This is a genomic window from Hydrogenophaga sp. UC242_50 (genome assembly GCF_042697355.1).
GTDB lineage: Bacteria > Pseudomonadota > Gammaproteobacteria > Burkholderiales > Burkholderiaceae_C > Hydrogenophaga.
Genome location: NZ_CP170553.1, coordinates 931,217 through 948,673, shown reverse-complemented (window position 1 = coordinate 948,673; position 17,457 = coordinate 931,217). Strand labels below are relative to the sequence as shown.

11 protein-coding genes and 1 pseudogene are annotated in these 17,457 nt (G+C 62.6%); 9 read left to right on the top strand and 3 right to left on the bottom strand.

Features of this window, described 5'->3' with window-relative positions; genetic code table 11:
* Positions 1–7: 7 nt before the first annotated feature.
* From ACFJGX_RS04915 to fahA, 3 genes are read left to right on the top strand one after another with little or no spacing between them, the layout of a single operon-like run.
* Complete coding sequence (locus tag ACFJGX_RS04915) at positions 8–796, top strand: cyclase family protein (protein ID WP_382322480.1); 789 nt, start codon at positions 8–10, stop codon at positions 794–796.
* 40 nt (positions 797–836) lie between these two features.
* Positions 837–1,832, top strand: coding sequence for a Bug family tripartite tricarboxylate transporter substrate binding protein (locus tag ACFJGX_RS04910; protein ID WP_382322481.1), 996 nt, complete (start codon positions 837–839; stop codon positions 1,830–1,832).
* Positions 1,833–1,838: 6 nt separating this feature from the next.
* On the top strand, positions 1,839–3,110 hold the full coding sequence (gene fahA / locus ACFJGX_RS04905; protein WP_382327884.1) for a fumarylacetoacetase: 1,272 nt from the start codon (positions 1,839–1,841) through the stop codon (positions 3,108–3,110).
* A gap of 29 nt (positions 3,111–3,139) precedes the next feature.
* On the opposite strand, the gene ACFJGX_RS04900 is transcribed toward fahA, so the two are convergent.
* Both ACFJGX_RS04900 and ACFJGX_RS04895 read right to left on the bottom strand, forming a co-directional pair.
* Entirely contained in the window at positions 3,140–4,009 is an 870-nt protein-coding gene (locus ACFJGX_RS04900) for a serine hydrolase domain-containing protein (protein ID WP_382322482.1), read from the bottom strand.
* 24 nt (positions 4,010–4,033) lie between these two features.
* The gene (locus ACFJGX_RS04895; RefSeq protein WP_382322483.1) at positions 4,034–4,435 is read right to left on the bottom strand and encodes a helix-turn-helix domain-containing protein; all 402 of its coding nucleotides are present in this window, start codon (positions 4,433–4,435) and stop codon (positions 4,034–4,036) included.
* A 105-nt stretch (positions 4,436–4,540) separates the two neighbouring features.
* Here ACFJGX_RS04895 and ACFJGX_RS04890 point away from each other — a divergent pair, with 105 nt between their 5' ends.
* From ACFJGX_RS04890 to ACFJGX_RS04865, 6 genes and pseudogenes are all read left to right on the top strand, one after another.
* Complete coding sequence (locus ACFJGX_RS04890) at positions 4,541–4,744, top strand: hypothetical protein (protein ID WP_382322484.1); 204 nt, start codon at positions 4,541–4,543, stop codon at positions 4,742–4,744.
* Positions 4,741–5,010, top strand: a complete 270-nt coding sequence (locus ACFJGX_RS04885) for a hypothetical protein (protein WP_382322485.1) — start codon at positions 4,741–4,743, stop codon at positions 5,008–5,010. The genes ACFJGX_RS04890 and ACFJGX_RS04885 overlap by 4 nt, the downstream gene beginning before the upstream one ends.
* A gap of 613 nt (positions 5,011–5,623) precedes the next feature.
* Positions 5,624–8,668, top strand: a complete 3,045-nt coding sequence (locus tag ACFJGX_RS04880; protein ID WP_382322486.1) for a hypothetical protein — start codon at positions 5,624–5,626, stop codon at positions 8,666–8,668.
* Positions 8,669–8,680: 12 nt separating this feature from the next.
* On the top strand, positions 8,681–14,989 hold the full coding sequence (locus ACFJGX_RS04875; protein WP_382322487.1) for a DEAD/DEAH box helicase: 6,309 nt from the start codon (positions 8,681–8,683) through the stop codon (positions 14,987–14,989).
* A 1-nt stretch (position 14,990) separates the two neighbouring features.
* Positions 14,991–15,299 (top strand): annotated as a pseudogene (locus ACFJGX_RS04870) (NERD domain-containing protein); the annotation flags it as partial.
* A gap of 315 nt (positions 15,300–15,614) precedes the next feature.
* A complete protein-coding gene (locus ACFJGX_RS04865; protein WP_382325800.1) occupies positions 15,615–16,682 on the top strand; it encodes an AAA family ATPase in 1,068 nt (355 codons plus the stop codon).
* Between the two features lie 70 nt (positions 16,683–16,752).
* Here ACFJGX_RS04865 and ACFJGX_RS04860 read toward each other — a convergent pair whose 3' ends face one another.
* On the bottom strand, positions 16,753–17,454 hold the full coding sequence (locus ACFJGX_RS04860) for a hypothetical protein (protein WP_382327882.1): 702 nt from the start codon (positions 17,452–17,454) through the stop codon (positions 16,753–16,755).
* Positions 17,455–17,457: the final 3 nt, after the last annotated feature.

Below are 17,457 nucleotides of genomic sequence, written 5' to 3'. Positions count from 1 at the left end.
AGCCCCCATGCCCCGCCGCATCATCGACCTCTCCGTCACGCTGGAAGACAAGCCCACCTCGCCGGCCCACCACCGCCCGCAGATCCAGTACGCCGACCACGACCAGTCGTGGGAGCTGTTCTCCAAGCTGTTCCCCGGCATCGGCCCCGATTCGCTGCCCGAGGGCAAGGCCTGGGCGGTGGAAAAGATCTCGCTCTCCACCCACGCCGGCACGCACATGGACGCGCCCTGGCACTACCACCCCACCACCGACCACGCGCTGCAGGAAGGCGGCCGCCCTGCCCCCGGCATCGACGAGGTGCCGCTGGACTGGTGCCTGCGCCCCGGCGTGAAGCTCGACTTCCGCCACTTCGAGGCCGGCTACGTGGTCACGCCGCAGGACATCGAGGCCGAGCTCAAGCGCATCGGCTATGAGCTGCAGCCGCTGGACATCGTGGTGGCCAACACCCGCGCCGGCGCGCGCCAGGGCCAGGAGGACTACTGGGAAAGCGCCTGCGGCTTCGGCCGCGCGGCCACGCTCTACCTGCTGGAGCGCGGCGTGCGCGTGGTCGGCACCGACTCCTACAGCTGGGACGCGGCCTTCAAGTTCGTGGTCGAGCGCTTCGAGCGCGACGGTGACCCTTCCATCATCTGGGAAGGCCACAAGGCCGGCCGCGACATCGGCTACTACCAGATGGAGAAGCTCTCCAACCTCGACCAGCTGCCCTCGCACGGCTTCGACATCAGCTGCTTCCCCATCAAGATCAAACACGGCTCGGCCGGCTGGGTGCGCGCGGTCGCGGTGCTCAACGACTGACATCCCCCTTCTCTCTTTCTTTCCCTTCTCTGGAGACAACATGAACCACGCATCCCTTCCGCTCACCCGCCGCCGCACCGTGGTGGCCGGCGCCATCGCCCTGGCCGTGGGCGGCCTGCCGCTGGCCGCCAGCGCGCAGTCGGGCGCCTACCCGAACAAGACCATCCAGGTGATCGTGCCCTTCCCGGCCGGCGGCATCGTGGACAACGTGACGCGCAAGCTCGGTACCGAACTCAGCGCCAGCCTGGGCCAGACCCTGGTGGTGGAGAACAAGGCCGGCGCGGGCGGCTCCATCGGCGCGGCCCAGGTCGCGCGTTCCAAGGCCGACGGCTACACCCTGCTCACCGCCTTCGACACGCACGCCGTCAACCCGCTGCTCTACAAGCTCACCTTCGATTCCGACAAGGACCTCAAGCCCATCGCGCTGATCGCCACCTCGCCGCTGGTGCTGGTGGTGCACCCCTCGGTGCCGGCCAAGAGCCTGCGCGAACTCGTGGACCTGGCCAAGGCCAAGCCCGACACGCTGCACTACGCCTCCACCGGCGCGGGCAGCTCCAACCACCTCACCACCGAACTCTTCAAGGCCACCTCGGGCACCGCGTTCAACCACGTGCCCTACAAGGGCGGCGCACCCGCCATCACCGACGTGCTCGGCGGCCAGGTGCAGGTGATGTTCGTCAGCGTCACCTCGGTGCTGGCCCACATCCGCGCCGGCAAGATGCGCGCGCTGGCCGTGACCTCGCGCGAGCGCATCGCCGCGCTGCCCGACGTGCCCACCGTGGGCGACACCTACCCCGGCTTCGAAGCCACCTCCTGGGTCGGCCTGCTCGCGCCCGCCGGTGTGCCGGCCGACGTGGTGAGCAAGCTCAACGGCGGCGTGAACGCCGCGCTCAAGTCGCCCGAGTTCCAGAAGTTCCTGGACGAACAATCGCTCAAGCCCGCCGGCGGCACGCCCGAGCAGTTCGCCGCCTTCATGAAGGCCGAAACCCAGAAATGGGGCGCGGTCATCAAGCGCCAGAACATCCAAGTGGAGTAAAGCCCCATGGCCGCGCACCGCATCGACGACACCCACGGCGCCGGCCTGCAGAGCTGGCTGGCGTCCGCCAATCACCCCGCCACCGACTTCCCCATCCAGAACCTGCCCTACGGCCGGTTCACCGTGGGCGACGAACCCGGCTGGCGCATCGGCGTGGCGATCGGCGACCAGGTGCTCGACCTGCAGCACGCCGGTGTGCTGGACCACAGCGACATGGCGCGCCTGCTGGCGCTCGCACCCGAACAACGGCGGGTGCTGCGCCGCACCCTCAGCGAAGGCCTGCGCCAGGGCAGCCCGAAAGAAGCCACGTTCAAAGCCGCGCTGCACCCACAAGCCAGCGTGCGCATGGGCATGCCCTTCGACGTCGGCGACTACACCGACTTCTACACCGGCATCCACCACGCCACCACGGTCGGCAAGCTGTTCCGGCCCGACAACCCCCTGCTGCCCAACTACAAATGGGTGCCCATCGGCTACCACGGCCGCGCCTCCACGCTGCGCGTGAGCCCCGATGAATTCAAGCGCCCCATGGGCCAGCTGAGCCCCGGCAACGGCGCCGCGCCCACGCTGCAACCCACCAAGCGGCTGGACCACGAACTCGAACTCGGCCTGGTCATCGGCCAGCCCAGCCAGCAGGGCGAGCCCATCGCCATCGAAGACGCGGAAGACCACCTCTTCGGCATCGTGCTGCTCAACGACTGGAGCGCGCGCGACATCCAGGCCTGGGAATACCAGCCCCTGGGCCCCTTCCTCTCGAAGAACTTCGCCAGCACGCTCTCGCCCTGGATCGTCACCATGGAAGCGCTCGCGCCCTACCGCCAGGCCTTCACGCGGCCCGAGGGCGACCCGGCCCCGCTGCCCTACCTGGACTCGGCCCGCAACCGCGAACAAGGCGCGATCGACATCGCGCTGGAAGTGTGGGTGCAGACCGCGGCCATGCGCGCCAGCGGCCACGCGGCCGAGCGGCTCAGCCGATCCAACTTCACCGACGCCTACTGGACCGCCGCGCAGCTGGTGACCCACCACACCGTCAACGGCTGCGACCTGCGGGCCGGCGACCTGCTGGGCAGCGGCACGATCTCGGGCCCCGCGCCCGAACAGGGCGGCTCACTGCTCGAGCTCACGCAAGGCGGCCAACGCCCGCTGACGCTGGCGAACGGCGAGACCCTGGGTTTTCTGGCGGACGGCGACACCATCGTGCTGCGCGCGCACTGCGAGCGCGAAGGCTACCGGCGCATCGGGTTCGGGGAGTGCCGGGGCACGGTGCTGCCTCGGTAACCGAGACCCTCGGGCGCCCCCGGCCGGCCTCAGCGCGCCAAGCACCGCGAGAGACGATCGACCACGTCTCTCTCCGCGCGGCCTTCGTCGGCCCCCGCATGAAACACCGCGCAGGTCGCCGAACGGGCACCCTGGGCGCAACGGTAGACCGCCACCACACTGCCCGGCCCGACGCCGGTGTGCCCGGCCACCGTGAGTCCCGCGTCCACGGTGCCCTGCATCAGCCCCAGGCCATAACCCGCCGACGTCCACGGCCGCCCGGGGATGGCCCCGCCCAGGTGGCGCGCCGTCTGCATCTCGCGCAACAGCGCATCGGGCAGCAGCTGCCCGGCCAGCAGACCGTCCAGGAACCGCGCCGCGCCCGACAGCGGGCCCACCAGCAGGCCGTGATAGACCCAGCCCGGGTGGTAGGCCGGGGAGCCTTGGACATCACCCGGGGCTTGCGCGAGACGAACACCCGCCACACCCAGCGGCGCCAGCGCCCGCTGCGCGAGCGCGTCTTCCAGCGCGAGGCCCGCCACGCGCTCGATGAGCCGCGCGACATACAGGTAACCCACGTTGGAATACCGCCAACCGGCCCCGGGCGCGTGGCGAAGGCGGGTGGCGTCCAGGAGCTGCAGCATCTCGTCTGCCGGCCAGGGCGCCTCATGGCGCGCCACGGCGGCGTGGTAGTCGGGCAGCTCGCCATAGTCCGCCAGCCCGGCCTCGTGCCTTAGAAGATGGCGCAGCGTGAACGGGCCTTCGGGCACCGCCTCGTCGAGCCCGACCAGGCCGTCGCGCACCAGGGTCAGCGAGGCGGCCGACAACACCGTCTTCGTGAAACTCCACCACGGCACCGCCGCGTTGTGCGGCTCTTCATGCGGCAGGGGCGAACCGTTGCAGATCAGCGAGAAGGCCATGGCCGGATCTTCAGGCTGGCCTGACTAGTCGATCTTCTTTTTTTGTTTGGCGGGGGCGGTGGCCTTTGCCCGCGGTTTTCGGGCTGGCGTGCTCGAAGCCGGTGGTGCCACACCCTTGACCATCAGCGCTGCTTGCTTCACCAACTCCAGCTGCGCCTCCGGGGGGCATCGCTCGAAATCATCCAGCAGCGAGCGCTGCATCGGGTCCAGATCCAGCCTGGTGCCAACGCGCTCGCCCGTCAACACGTAGTACACGTCCATGCCCAGATCGATCAAACGCATCAGCACCTCGGCATCCGGACTGCGCACCCCTCTCTCGTAGGTCCCTATCGCGCGCATCGAAAGCCCGGTGGCATCTGCGACCTCCTGCTGGAGCAGGCCGAGCCGTCGCCGTTCTTCGCGAAAACGTGAACCAAAAGTATTCATTAAATCGTTCAAATCGCTTACAATGGATCGTTTGATCGCATTTTTCCGCTTGGTTGTGTATTTTTCCGTTACTCAATGCTAGCCCAGGGAAGGAGTTACTTCGCCATGACCCGATCAGCTGTCTCTTCGACACGCAAGCGCGTGCCCAACGGCGTCAACAGCTCGCGCCCCATCGCGCTGCGACTCATGCCGGCCGAACTAGAACGCGTCAAGCAATGGGCCGAGCGCGAACAACGCTCCATGGCCAGCGTGTGCCGCCTGGCCGTGCTGCGCGAACTGGACATGAACGACAAAGGAGCCACCGCATGAAACCCAGCAAGCCACACGATCTGCCCGCCCAACGCATGTCACTGACGATTCAGCAATGGTCAACAGCGGGACTCAACGTCCTCGCAAGCCGCACCGCAGAACGGGGCGTGCCTGGTGTGGTGCTGCTTCAGGTACACGAAGAGCCCTTCGAACTGGAATGGAAACTCACCCCCGAGCAGGCACGTGCGCTCTCGGGCAGGTTGCTTGAAGCTGCGGACAACTGCAACAAGCTCGACAGGGTCGCAGGCCCTGCTTACTGCGGTTAAAGGAATCGGGGCCAAACCTGCCCCGAGGCCCTCGAGCCAAACGCGGTAACTCGATGGCCGCTAGGCGGCGGTAGCTGCTTGTGGCAAGCGAACGCACAATGTCTCCGCTCGTCCGCCTCACGGCGATATGGGTGTGGAGCTGGAGATAAAAAGTCCGCGTATCGGTGTTCGATTCCGCACCAGGCCATCATCTTTCTTTATCAGCGCTGGTCCGCTCAAAAGTCCGTGTTTGAGAGGCGGCCCATGCGGTGTCTCCGAATACCACAACGCCCCGTTCTTGCGTGTACCCAAGACTGCCTTGCAAATGCAGTCATTTTGGGGTGCACCAGGGACTAGTTCACGAGCTTCAGATAAAGGTGGTAGCGCCGCGCGACAGTAACGGCCAGCATACGGGGTGAGTCCGCCTCTTGCCAAATGTGATGCGTGTCCCACGACTTTGCAAACATGTTGCAAAATGTACCTGCCAAATAAATAAGCAGCATCAAAGGAGGGGAATGCATGTCGCCGAGCCGCAAACCGATCAAGGCAGAAAATCCCATTCACCAGGCCGCGACTGCGCCTTGGCGGTCCGATGCCGCGTTCTTGGCTATAGGTTACTAGCCGGCGCAGCACGATGTCCCGCTTCGTCGCGTGGAACAATCTGCTGTTGTCGGAGTTCTTTTCGGAAGCCGCTGAAAACGAAGAGGTGTGGATCCGCGCCACACGCGCCGAACTCGACTCTTTCGGCTTGCATCTCGGTGGCGCTCATGGGTTGATAGACGCCGTCGGATCTGGCCCTCCTTGGGTGCCGAACGGTCCCAATTGCGCGGACACCGCCCGCATCTTGGTTCAACAGCGCAGGGACCCCCTTCGCACGCTGTTGTACGAGGATCCAGGAGCATCCAATCCAAGGTATGCCCGCGTGCGAGCGCCTGCATACCTTCCTATCCTCGCGCTATGGGTGCTGGCCGCATCGGGTGAGCAGCTGGAACACGGCTTCTACGCTTCAGTGCAGCGTTTGCTAGGCCCCCAATTCAAAAGCGAGCCGAGGATCACCGAAGCCATGTCCAAGGCATGGGAAGACCTCGAAGCTTGGTCGTGCAAGGAGTGTGCTGGCCGGTTCGGCAACTTCCACTACCGCGTTCTGGGAGAACATCGGTTTGTCGGTATCGCGCGTTCGCAATGCCTAGTCAGCCGCCAGGACGAAAGGAACCTCTACAGGCTCTTTTGGGAGGCCAGGCTGCGACCAGGCCAGGAGCTAAGCGACTCTACGTTGACATCCCTGCTTGAGCGCGGCCGCAACGCGCCCTACCTGACGAGGCCGCTTTGTATTGCAATGGCGGAGCCCGCCTATGTCCCGCAACTCGCCGCCCTATTGCGCAAGCTTCTCCGGTCGTGGAGTGGAAGCAGGCCAAATATTGGTCACGCAGACGCAGAGAACCGCAGCGCTGGGCCGCTGGTAAAGGAGCAAGGCCAGATTGGGGCCGCAGTCACCCTGGTCCTGTCGCCCTCAGACGAAGTGCCGAATGGCTGGGATGTGCGCTGGAGCTTTCCTGCAGTCGTCGATGCGCCGCGTTGCTGCTTTGAAATCGCTGGTCAACGCCAGCCGGCTTTCCTCCATCGCGCCAGCGCAACATTTCTAACGGATCTCTCGGAATCCAGCATCCGCCACTCCGTAGCGGCTCTCTCCTCTTCGTCATTGGCCCAGCTCGCAGTGCAGGTCCGATTTGAAGACGATAGCGTTGGAGCATGCGGCGACCAATACCGCGTGGAACTGATCAGCCGGGCAAGCCGCCGGATACTGGTTTGGAACTCGATCGATCCACGCTTGGGACAACAGCTCATTGAGCGGGAGATTCCTCTCTACGGGGTTTTCTACCTGGTTTGCAGTTCGGTGGATTGGACCAGGACCGGTCCTTGGCTGCAGCGGGAGCGGATCTCTTTCGAGCCCATGCAGGTCTGCGGTTTGCCCGATGGCTGGCAGATGGCTTGCGTCCATCGGGCAGAGCACCTCTCTACACAGCATCGGCAACATTTGGCCGATGCTCCCGAAGCCACCGACGTGCCACCGGCCAGGTTGAAACTTGTGGGAGGAAGTCGGCTACTGCGCGGCGGCACACGGCTGTTTGCTTCTTACGACCTGCCCGATATCGAAGTCGAAGCGCCGTCTGGCACGCTTGTCGAATCTCCCGGACTGACGCTGTTGGAAGTGCCGCAACACCTTGCCAGTAATGGGCGATCTGGAGTCAGGCGTTTCGTGGTCAACTCGATTGAATTGACCCGCAGCAGTTTCGACATCAGCCTCGTGTCGAATGGGATTGGATTGGCGAGCCTTCGGCTACGGGTGGCTGATCCTGATGGAGAGGGCCGCGGAGAGAGCAGGCCTTTCTCCCTCGACCCCTTGGGATTCCCAAGATCGAATCTTGGCGGACTGCGTGGCATCACCATTGGAGGTGGGTGCCAAGACCCGATTGAAGGTGGTTGGCAAAGCGAAGAGATGCTGGAGGCCACAGCCTCACTGAAACGCGGGAGCGCATCCGTCGAAGACTCCATTGCCGCAAAATTCCTAGACACACTGGCAGCGCGTGGATCGATGTCGTACGGCACGGCTAGGGACCAGCTCTTGCGGCTATCCGAAGACGCTCTCCCCATTGCCTTGTTGATGGACCTCCGGGCAAGAGGGTGCTTGGAAATAGAAGCCGATGGCAAGGGACACTTTGTCCGCATACACAGCGTAGCGCCCTCGCTGTATGCGCTGCCCGCTACACAAGAGGGCCTGCCGCTGTTCGGCGTATCAGGAACCCTGCGGCTCGCCCAATGGGCTTTGCTACAAGGCAATGCCGACTTCCTCGCCACCGTCGCAGACGCCGCAGCAGGGCATCTTCCAATGTTGCGCGTGGCTGCGATCGACGCGCTTTCCGTCCAGGCCGCGTGTTCCTCAATGGGCTTCGATTTCGCGCCGAGTCCAGCGCGGGATGTGGCCCGCTGGGCAGAGTCGCTGAGGCACGCCAGGGGAGCTGCAGAATCGCGCGGCACAGAGTCTGTTACTGCCGAGCTGGGGCATCTACATCGTTTAAAAGCAGACTCCGCACGGTTTGTACCGGCTAGCGAACCCCGCATGTCCATAGACCAGGAGTGTGGCGCTCAGCTTTTCCGCTTTGACGACCCCCAGGCTGCTGCATTGCAGCTGTACGTCCTGGGTGTTCGCCGCCCAGATGGCGCCTCAAGATACTCGCACGTGCCCGACTCCCGTTGGGGCGTGTGGATCTCGCAGTTGGCGTTTGCGGAAATGCTCAAAGACAAGCATGGCCGGACCGACGCCTTTCCTTGGCCTCTCCACTATGACCCAGAAACACGCGACATTTGGGTGCCTGCGCGGCTGCGACCACCGGCGGTGCTAGAGCGGGCCCTGGCGCTTTGTTCTGGAGCCGGCCCCGAGACCCACTCCCTTTCTCCCTCCCGCAATGCCGACGGAGCGTTGGCGGTTTTCGACAACGGTTCTGGGCATGCGGTGGGGACTATCAGCCACATGTACGGAGAGTTCGTTCCAGGCTATTGGCTGCGCTACCAGTGGGTTCCAGCCGAGACGGCGCGCCAAGTCGCCGGGCTGCTGGGATGCATCCTGCAGCCATTCGCGTGCTTGGGAGTCGCCCGAGGCTCGGAAACTATGACTAATTAGGAGGACGGAAGAGTGCAAGAGACCATAGGTGAGGACCCCATCGGTTCGTGGGAACAGCTCAAGGACCATCTGAAGCGTTACATCCAATCGGCATTTGGCACCGACTCGCCGTCCTTTGAGGCCGAGCGCGAGGCGCTTCTGAACACTGCGGGCGTCCTGTTCCAGGAGCCCTACCTCGAGCTATTGCCCGCCTATGCGGCCGACAAAAAGCTGGGCAGCCTTGACGCAGCGGACTTGCCAGGCTTGGATGAGGCGGCGAGGCGTGGATTCCTCGCACTGGCAGGCGCCGGGCTCATGCCCGCTGGCGCGGATTTGTACGTGCATCAGCAACGGATGCTCCAAGCCGCCATGCAAGGCAAGCATTGTGTGGTCGTCACCGGTACAGGTTCTGGCAAGACCGAATCGTTCTTGCTGCCGGTCTTCGCGTCCATCGCAAGGGAAGCACTCAGGTCTTCTGGGGGATGGGATGCTGCTAGGCCGCCTCCTGCATTGCCATCCCATTGGCAAAGCGCTCCACCGTGGAATTTTGACCGAGCCGCTGCACGTGGCGAGCGGAGAAAACCTGCAGTCAGGGCCCTGCTTCTATACCCAATGAACGCGCTGGTAGAAGACCAGATGTCCCGCTTGCGCCGCGCGCTCGACTCCGATGATGCGCACGCCGCATTTGATCAGCACTGGGGCGCTAACCGCGTGCGGTTCGGCCGGTACAACGGCACAACCCCCGTACCAGGCCACCCATGGCGGCTCAATGACGAGGGCCAGCGGGAGCTGAATAGGCCGAAGCATGACGAGCTCAAGGCGGCCTTTAAGGACGCTATCGATCAGTACCAACAGCTGGTTGCAGCGACCCTGGCCGCACGCGAACATCTGAGCTCGGCTGGAGTTGCAGGTGGCGATCCCGGGGACGCCAAACGGCAGCTCGACAATTTGACGGAGCAGATATCGTTCGTGCCGCGGATGTCACCCAGCTCGGCCGAGATGTTCCACCGCTGGGAAATGCAGGCGGCACCTCCTGACCTCCTGATCACCAACGTGAGCATGCTCTCCATCATGCTCATGCGCCAGGCGAGCCCCGCCATAGCAGACGACCGCGCTGACGCCGATATCTTTGAGACCACGCGCAGGTGGCTTGCAGAAGACCGGGACAACCATGTTTTCCAGCTGGTCCTTGACGAACTCCACCTCTACCGCGGCGCGGCTGGGACGGAGGTCGGATATTTGCTTCGGCTGCTGCTGGAACGCCTCGGCCTAGAGCCGGTCAGCAACCAGCTACAGATCCTGGCCTCCAGTGCTTCGCTGGATGGGGAGGCAGAGAACACATACAAGTTCCTCGGCGAGTTCTTCGGAATGGAGCCGGAAGTTGCCCGTGCGCGCTTCCACGTGGAGGGAGGTGTCAGCTTGAATGGGTCTCCCGAAGGGCCCACTGAAATCCCGCCTTCCTTTGCGGACGATTGCTTGAACCTTGCCCGGCAAGCTGAGGGAGCCAAGCCGGTGGATCTACTCGCGGGCGAGTTTGGATCGAGCAGGGATGGCGCCATACCTGCTAAGCGCCTTGCAGACTCCTTTTGGAGAGTAGAGGGAGAGCGTGGCCGCCACCGTGCTGTATCGCTCCCCAGTTTGCTGCAGAGCCTGTTCCCACACATGCCTGAACACGATGCCAGCGATGCCGTGCGCGGGTTGTTCTTGGCCGCAGGAAACGCCGCAAAACACTTCTCCGTGGGAAAGGTCCAGCCTGCCCATCCTTTGCCGCGGATTAGGTTCCACTGGATGGTCAAGAACATCGATGGACTGTGGGCCATCGCTCAACATGTCGGCCAAGACAGGCGCCGGAGGGTTGGGCGCTTGCTTGCTGAACCCCGTATGGAGGTTGAAGGCAAGCGGGCCCTTGAAGTGCTGTACTGCGAGTGCTGCGGAACACAGCTGCTTGCCGGCTACAAGACTTCTGCATCCATTCCCGGAAGCATCGATCGATTCGAGCTGGCGCCCATGCCTCCTGCAATCGAGGGATTGCCGGAGTCAACACCCCAGACCAGGACCGACGCACAGCGTTATGACAATTTGGGAGTGGTGCATTTGCTGCCGGACGATTGGGAAGGAGCCTCCGATCCGTCCGAGCTGCAGTGGACACAGGGATCAGAGGAACGCCGTGAGACCGACCGGAAGCCTGTGACCACGGCTCAAGCGAGCTGGCAGCGCTCCTCTATCGACCCCGCAACGGGAATTGTCGAAGTAGGCAAGAACCCCACGGGCAATGAAGTTCCTTGCCTTTGGTTCCGCCTGGAGACATCGGGCGACCTGCTGCCGGCGATGCCACAGCGCTGCCCGTCATGCAAGATCGACTACTCCGCGCGCAAAGGCGGCCGGCCGGCCCCTATACGGTCTTTTGCAACCGGCCTGAACCAGACTTCGCTGCTGCTGACCAAACACCTCATGGGTGTCATGCCCGTGGGCGCTGGCCGCAAGCTCGTCGCGTTCTCTGACAGCAGGCAGTCTGCCGCCAGACTGGCCAACGGGGTCGAGACCGAGCAATGGGAGCACCTGCTGCGGGTCGCTGTGCTGCGTGAGATCCGCGAAAGGGCAACCGGAGGGATCGAACCCATCAAGCGCCAGCTTCTTGATGCCCTTTATGCAGGCGATGTATCCCATGCACACACGCTCCTGCGCGCAAGCAAAGAGTCGGTGCCGCCAGCCCAGTTGCAGGCCTTGATGGCGTTCTGGCAAGACGCCCGATCCGTACATGGCGATCCGGAGTTCGCCAGCGAAGAAGCCAAATCAAACGTCGATCGCCTGACTCACTGGAAACCCGGGTTCGTGCGTTTCGATGAGTTTCTTTCTCTGCCGAATCCAGCCAGGCAGACGCTTCCCCCCCTATGGGAGCACTTTGCGGGTTTAGGGGTCAATCCTGCGGGGCCAGGCATCGATTCCAAACGTGTCGGAAAAGACGAGGATTGGACGTCACTCTTCGAATTCGGCCCCAATACCGGTGGTCCAAAGCTCGCGTCCGCTGATTTTCCGCAAGACAAGATCGCCAGCCTTGAGCAGTTTGGCGTCGCCCTGCGCCGGCAATCTTGGCGGGCCATATCCGGGCGGCTGCTCTATGACCTTGAAGCACAAGGCGTCGGCTATCTATGCTTGCCTCCATCAGTGAGCGCTCTTGCGCCCTCCAATGTTGATGAGCAAGTTTTCCGAGGAGTCTGTGAGAGCGTCATTCGGATCTTCACTGAACAGCGGCGCACGGAGCCCCCCCAAAGGGACTGGCCGCCAGAGCGGTGGTCCGCGATCCACCCGAGCGGGAGCCGCAGGGAGGGTGCGGACAAGGCGCGGATCGTGACGTACCTGGCTGCGTGCGCCAGCAGGCTTGGCGTCGCTTGGGAGGGCCTAAGGGACAGCGTGCGTGACGCCTTGGCTCGGGTTGGACACGGCTCCAATGACGCGTGGGGCATCGTTTCGCTCTCCTCTCTCTGGGTAAAAGTTCCGCCACGCGATGCCCGGCCTTGGGTGTGCGGGCGGTGCGGCCAGCTCCACTGGCAGCCGTCTGCAGGAGTCTGCTCCCGCTGCACTGCACATCTGCCTTCGGCCCCCAATGGTCAGCTTTCGGCGGCAGAGATTGAGCAGGACCACTACTACGCCTATCTGGCGTCCGATGAAGGATCGACATTCCGGATACATGCCGAGGAACTGACCGGACAAACAAGCGATCAGGCCCAGCGCCAGCGGCATTTCCGCGACGTCTTCTTTCCAGGGGAAAGCATCGAGGATGTGGTGCGGCGAACAATCGTGCCCCAAGTTGACACGATCGACTTGCTCTCCGTGACCACGACGATGGAGGTGGGCGTAGACATTGGTGCCCTTCAGTCAGTGTTCCAGGCCAACATGCCTCCTGAGCGCTTCAACTACCAGCAGCGTGCAGGCCGTGCTGGCCGCAAAGGACAAGCCTTTTCGGTAGTCCTCACCTACTGCCGAGGCCAGACGCACGATCGGATCCATTTCGACCATCCCGAAGAGATGACGGGCGGGACGCCGCCCCAACCAACGGTTTCAGTCACTGAAGACCAGCGCTTGCTCGCTGAACGCCTGGTTGCCAAAGAAGTCCTTCGCCGTGCATTCCGGTCTGCCGGCTGCACCTGGCACCACTCGGGCAAGCCCGTCGATACGCATGGAGAAATGGGACTTGTCCGCGACTATCGCGACCAACGCAAGGCAATGGTTGAGCAATGGTTCCTGGACCACAGCGATCAGATCTCCGGCATCGCGCAGGTAGTCTCGAACGGCACGGGAATCGATCCTGTTGGGCTCGCAAATGAAGCGCGGTGTTTGCCAACGCAGCTCGCGAGCGTTGCAAGCTCAGCCTCTGATACGGCTCAGGGCCTTGCTACGGCACTGGCCGAAGCGGGTGTACTGCCGATGTATGGCATGCCCACGTCGGTGCGCAACCTGTACTTCCACCTTCCACCTGAGCCTGCGGGCCAATCGCGGGAGCCAAAAGTTCTTGACCGGACCCTCGACCAGGCTATCACCGACTTTGCGCCCGGCTCCGAGCGGGTCTGGGATAAGCGGCTGCTTTCGCCGATTGGCCTCGCGGGCTCCATTGACCATGACCGTATCAACAGGTGGTCGACGATTGACAGACCGATCGGCAGCGCAACGTGGCAGCTTTTTTGCCAAGGCTGCCGGAACTTCACCGTGTATCGTGCCGATCCTGTCACGTTGCAGCCCACCACCGCGATAGATGGGTGGAACGAGTCTTGGATCAGGAATCCACCGCCTCAACCCTGCCCAAGATGCGGCGCTGTTGCGGCTATATCCTTGGCAGTTGTTCCCAATGGCTTTGTGACCGACCTCAACATCGAAAAGCCAGTGGCGTCCACAGAATCCTCGCGAAATGGTGGACCGAGGTCTTTTGTGGCCTCGCCTTCACTACGCACGGCGCAGCATCGCCAGCTTGGAAGGGCCTTCCTGGCTTTGGACCACCAAGGACAGGTTTACAGGATCGCGCAGGGCCCGAAGGGCAAGCCATTCGGCTTCAATCGGACTCCCTCACTTCGTCAGCTCAACGGGAATCAATGGTTGAACGGCGAGATCTGGAGGGCCTCGAATGACGAGGCCGAGATCTCTGCAAGCATCGCCTCCCCGAAGACGACAGACATCCTGAGCGTCAGGCTTCTTGATGGCAACGGCTTGGCCTTCTTTGATGGCGAGAAGGAACTTTGCGCAAAGCGAGCTGCCTGGTATTCCGCAGCGACCATCTTGCAACGCGCAATTGCCTTGGAACTTGACATCGACTCGGTTGATATCGAGATCGCGTCTGTCCACAGATACCTGCAGGACAGCGATGTGTCCGGCGCGGAGCTCTACCTTGCAGATGCCCACCCCAATGGCGCCGGGCTTGTCGACTGGGCCAACCGCAACTGGGCCGCGTTGTTGGCCGGATGCATCAGCGGTTCTGGCGACCACACCAGGCTCGGCTCAATGATCAGGCAGGAATGCAGGCGTTCCGATCAAAGCGAACTGGTATGGCGCTCGCCTGATATTTTGCTTCGCGGTTTCCGGAACCGGCAACTTCACGGGCTGATCGAGTGGCGTCTGGGACTTGAGCTGCTGCACGCAATGCAAGACCCAACCTTTGTGCCTGGCCGGGACCGGTTCTTTGAGGATTGGGATGTGGGACTGCGCAGCTGGAGCGCCCTCGCCTCAGACCTGGCAGACACCTACTGTTCAGCCTATGAGAGGAGCGCCCAGGCTCGGCAGAGTGGGCCTAGGGGCGAACATGGCTGGATAGCGCGAGGCAGCGTGGCAGGGCAAGACTCGCTCATCCTCTATTTGGTGAGTCATCCGCTATGGGCGGCTTCCGTTACGGGCTCAGGACCAATCGATTCGGAACTTGAGGACTGGGCCCGCAGCATCGGGGCAACGGAAATTTACTTGATCGACTCATTCAACCTGTCGCGCCGAATGGCGTGGGTGCGTGGCAACCTGCATCTCTTTCCGAAAATCGATATCAGTACGGCAAGCTCGGCCGCGGGCAGTGGCACGCCTCTCGCATCAATAGATCCTTGGATGCAGGAACTGATAGACATGCCAGAAGGTGGGGCTTTGGCCCAAGATGGCGTGCAGTGGACAAGAGTGTCCAGCGTGGATGGCTGGACAGCCCAGCCAGGTGTCTGGCTCGCAGACTTCAACGGGAGGCCGGCCAAGGTGAACATTTCTAACTTTGCAGGAGCTGGCTTGCGCATCAAAGTTCTCGGCGGCGCACATCTCGACCGCCAATCATGTCCAAACCTGCCCCTGATTGCGCTGCGCTCCAACGGAGGGGGTTCCTGATATGCCGAAGATACTTGGACAGATCAGTATCGACCGCTGGGAGCGGGAAGTGCGCCGCCTTTTGGCGAACCAGTTGCCACAAGACTGGATAGTGGTGTGCAACGTCGCCTGGGCTTTGCAGAATGACCAGGGCTTGGTTCGGGATGGTCAGTGCGACTTCGTTGTACTGGTCCCAGGCCTCGGAATGGCCGTGCTAGAAGTGAAGGGCTCCCGGTCGGTCCGTGTAGGCGAGGACGGGACTTGGTACCGGCAAGAAACCGACCGGCGTACAGGGCAGGTCCGAGCTGAGGTGCCGATCGACGAGCCTCCGCCGGAGCAGGCGTGCAGGAACATGCACACGCTGGCAAAGGCGGTTTGCGACCGGTTGCCCCGGCCACGGTTCCCTGGTGCGTTTGCCTTCCTCGTCGCATACCCAAATGGTCAGGTTGAAGGCTCCTCCTCGCTCTACGACCCCAGCACAGTGGTGCCCTCCCAGGAAATGCATCGCTTGGAACGGAGAATAAGAGGTGCTCTAGAGTCCCGGATTCCTCAGCAGCGGAGCAGCGAATTCACAGCCGATATGGCAGGACGGGTTGCTGCAATCCTTTCGAATAACTCCTTCCGCATTGCGCCTCGAGACGTTCCCATGAATGCCGACGACGATGCCGTCGATCTCGATGAGCTGACCAGGCAACAGTTCGCAGCTCTGCGGGGAGCATTTGAGCTGCCGCGGGTCGCCATCGTTGGCCCTGCAGGCTCGGGCAAGACCCTGCTCGCGCTTTGGAAGTTGGACGCCCTGATCGAAGAGGGAAAGCGCGTCCTGTACGTGTGTTTCAACAAGGCCCTTTCCGAACATTTGAAGCTAGCCAATCCAGAAATGGCGGAAAAAATCACTTCCGTCGACCGACTTTTCTTTCAGCTTGCCGCGACACCAGAAGAACACCCCATCGGCGATCGCTTCTTCACGGAAGAGCTTCCGTCCCTCGTACAGGACGTGGCATCGGAACTGCCGCTGCTGTCCAAGTACGACGCGATCATCGTGGATGAGGGCCAAGACTTCGGGGAGCTTCGGCTGCTTGCGTTGCTGGAACTGCTCACGCCCTCCGGCCAATGGCTCTTCTTTGCCGATTGGGATCAGAACGTCTACAGGTCTTCCAAGCAGGAACCGATAGGCGCTGAGGTCACCTTTAGGCTGTATCACAACTGCCGAAATACCCAGCGGGTGAACGCAGCCACGAATGGCTGCTGCGAACTTTCGGTGATGCACATGCCGGGCGTTCCGTTGGGTGCCGCCCCGCTTGTGAAGAAGGGATGGAGCGCAGCGACGGCCCCGGCATCTGCATGGGCAGCGGCACATGAACTGAGCCCGGAGGGCGGAGCGGTCTTCCTGTCTCCGTTCAGGCTGGACAACTCCTACTTGGCCTCGGCAAGGCGGGCCTATGGCCTTGAGTTGACCGAAGACATCACGTTGCTGGGAAAGCCTGGCTTCGTCTACTTCTCCACCATCAGGTCGTTCAAAGGCCTTGAGGCAAAGAATGTGGTTCTGCTCCATGCCGATGTTCCTGGACGGATCCGGGCACTTAGTGCTGATGATTTGTATGTCGCATGCACCAGGGCGACTGGCCGCCTAGCCATCATGGCGGTTTCGGAAGAGGCTATGCAGTGGTACTCGCAACGCACCGGCCGTCTTTCAGCGAGCGCCCCGACCGTCTAACGCCAACGATCTGGTCCGGCTGCTTGTACAGAGGCAGCCTGTGCACTCGCCTTGGCACACACTGCCTCCGCTAAATCGACAGCAGTTCCCGGACCCGCAAGTCCAGCTGCTCCAAGTCTGCAGGCTGCATGCTGCGCAGACCATTGGTGAGATCTCGCGCGATACTGCCAATGGCAGCCATCTGTCCATTGGTATCGTCGAACTTAGGAATGTTGAGGTACTCCGCAACGCTGGCACCCAGGCTGAGCTGCGCCGCATATGCAGACACTGCCTTGGCGATCGTGGGCGCGTTCAGGAAGCCTGTCAGGTACGCCGCCTCGGGCTCAGATTCGACCGGGATGAAATAGAGCTTGTGGTCCGGTACAACAATCTTTTCGCCCGCGTGTTCGATTGAGGCGCTGCCGATATAAGCGGCTGCGAAGGTGTTGCCCATCTCGCGCCAGAGTACTTTGAACGGAGCGAATGTGTAGGACCCCGTGCTCCAAAGCGAATAGAACTCCTGCCCCTTCTGGAATCTCTTCAGGCTGGACCGCTGTTCAAGATGGCTCTTGAAGCGGTTGAGGAACTTGAACGTGTGCGGGCTGTCGGACGGCAGATTCGGGTCGCCATGCATGCCCCGTTGGGGAACAAGGATCCGGAGGTCCGCTTCTGGCACGGCATTGAATGGCGAGACACCACGGCCCCGCAGAAGCGGGAAAAGATGCTCTGACTCGACCGTCGCGGTGATCAGGGGAATCCCTTTCGTCTTGCCAATGTCTGCCGCATTGCACACCGT

Bases quoted from the DNA above. Each gene is read 5' to 3' on its own strand.
- ACFJGX_RS04910 (WP_382322481.1), top strand. From the start codon at position 837: ATGAACCACGCATCCCTTCCGCTCACCCGCCGCCGCACCGTGGTGGCC.
- ACFJGX_RS04895 (WP_382322483.1), bottom strand. From the start codon at position 4,435: ATGAATACTTTTGGTTCACGTTTTCGCGAAGAACGGCGACGGCTCGGC.
- ACFJGX_RS04915 (WP_382322480.1), top strand. From the start codon at position 8: ATGCCCCGCCGCATCATCGACCTCTCCGTCACGCTGGAAGACAAGCCC.
- ACFJGX_RS04880 (WP_382322486.1), top strand. From the start codon at position 5,624: ATGTCCCGCTTCGTCGCGTGGAACAATCTGCTGTTGTCGGAGTTCTTT.
- fahA (WP_382327884.1), top strand. From the start codon at position 1,839: ATGGCCGCGCACCGCATCGACGACACCCACGGCGCCGGCCTGCAGAGC.
- ACFJGX_RS04865 (WP_382325800.1), top strand. From the start codon at position 15,615: ATGAATGCCGACGACGATGCCGTCGATCTCGATGAGCTGACCAGGCAA.
- ACFJGX_RS04885 (WP_382322485.1), top strand. From the start codon at position 4,741: ATGAAACCCAGCAAGCCACACGATCTGCCCGCCCAACGCATGTCACTG.
- ACFJGX_RS04900 (WP_382322482.1), bottom strand. From the start codon at position 4,009: ATGGCCTTCTCGCTGATCTGCAACGGTTCGCCCCTGCCGCATGAAGAG.
- ACFJGX_RS04890 (WP_382322484.1), top strand. From the start codon at position 4,541: ATGACCCGATCAGCTGTCTCTTCGACACGCAAGCGCGTGCCCAACGGC.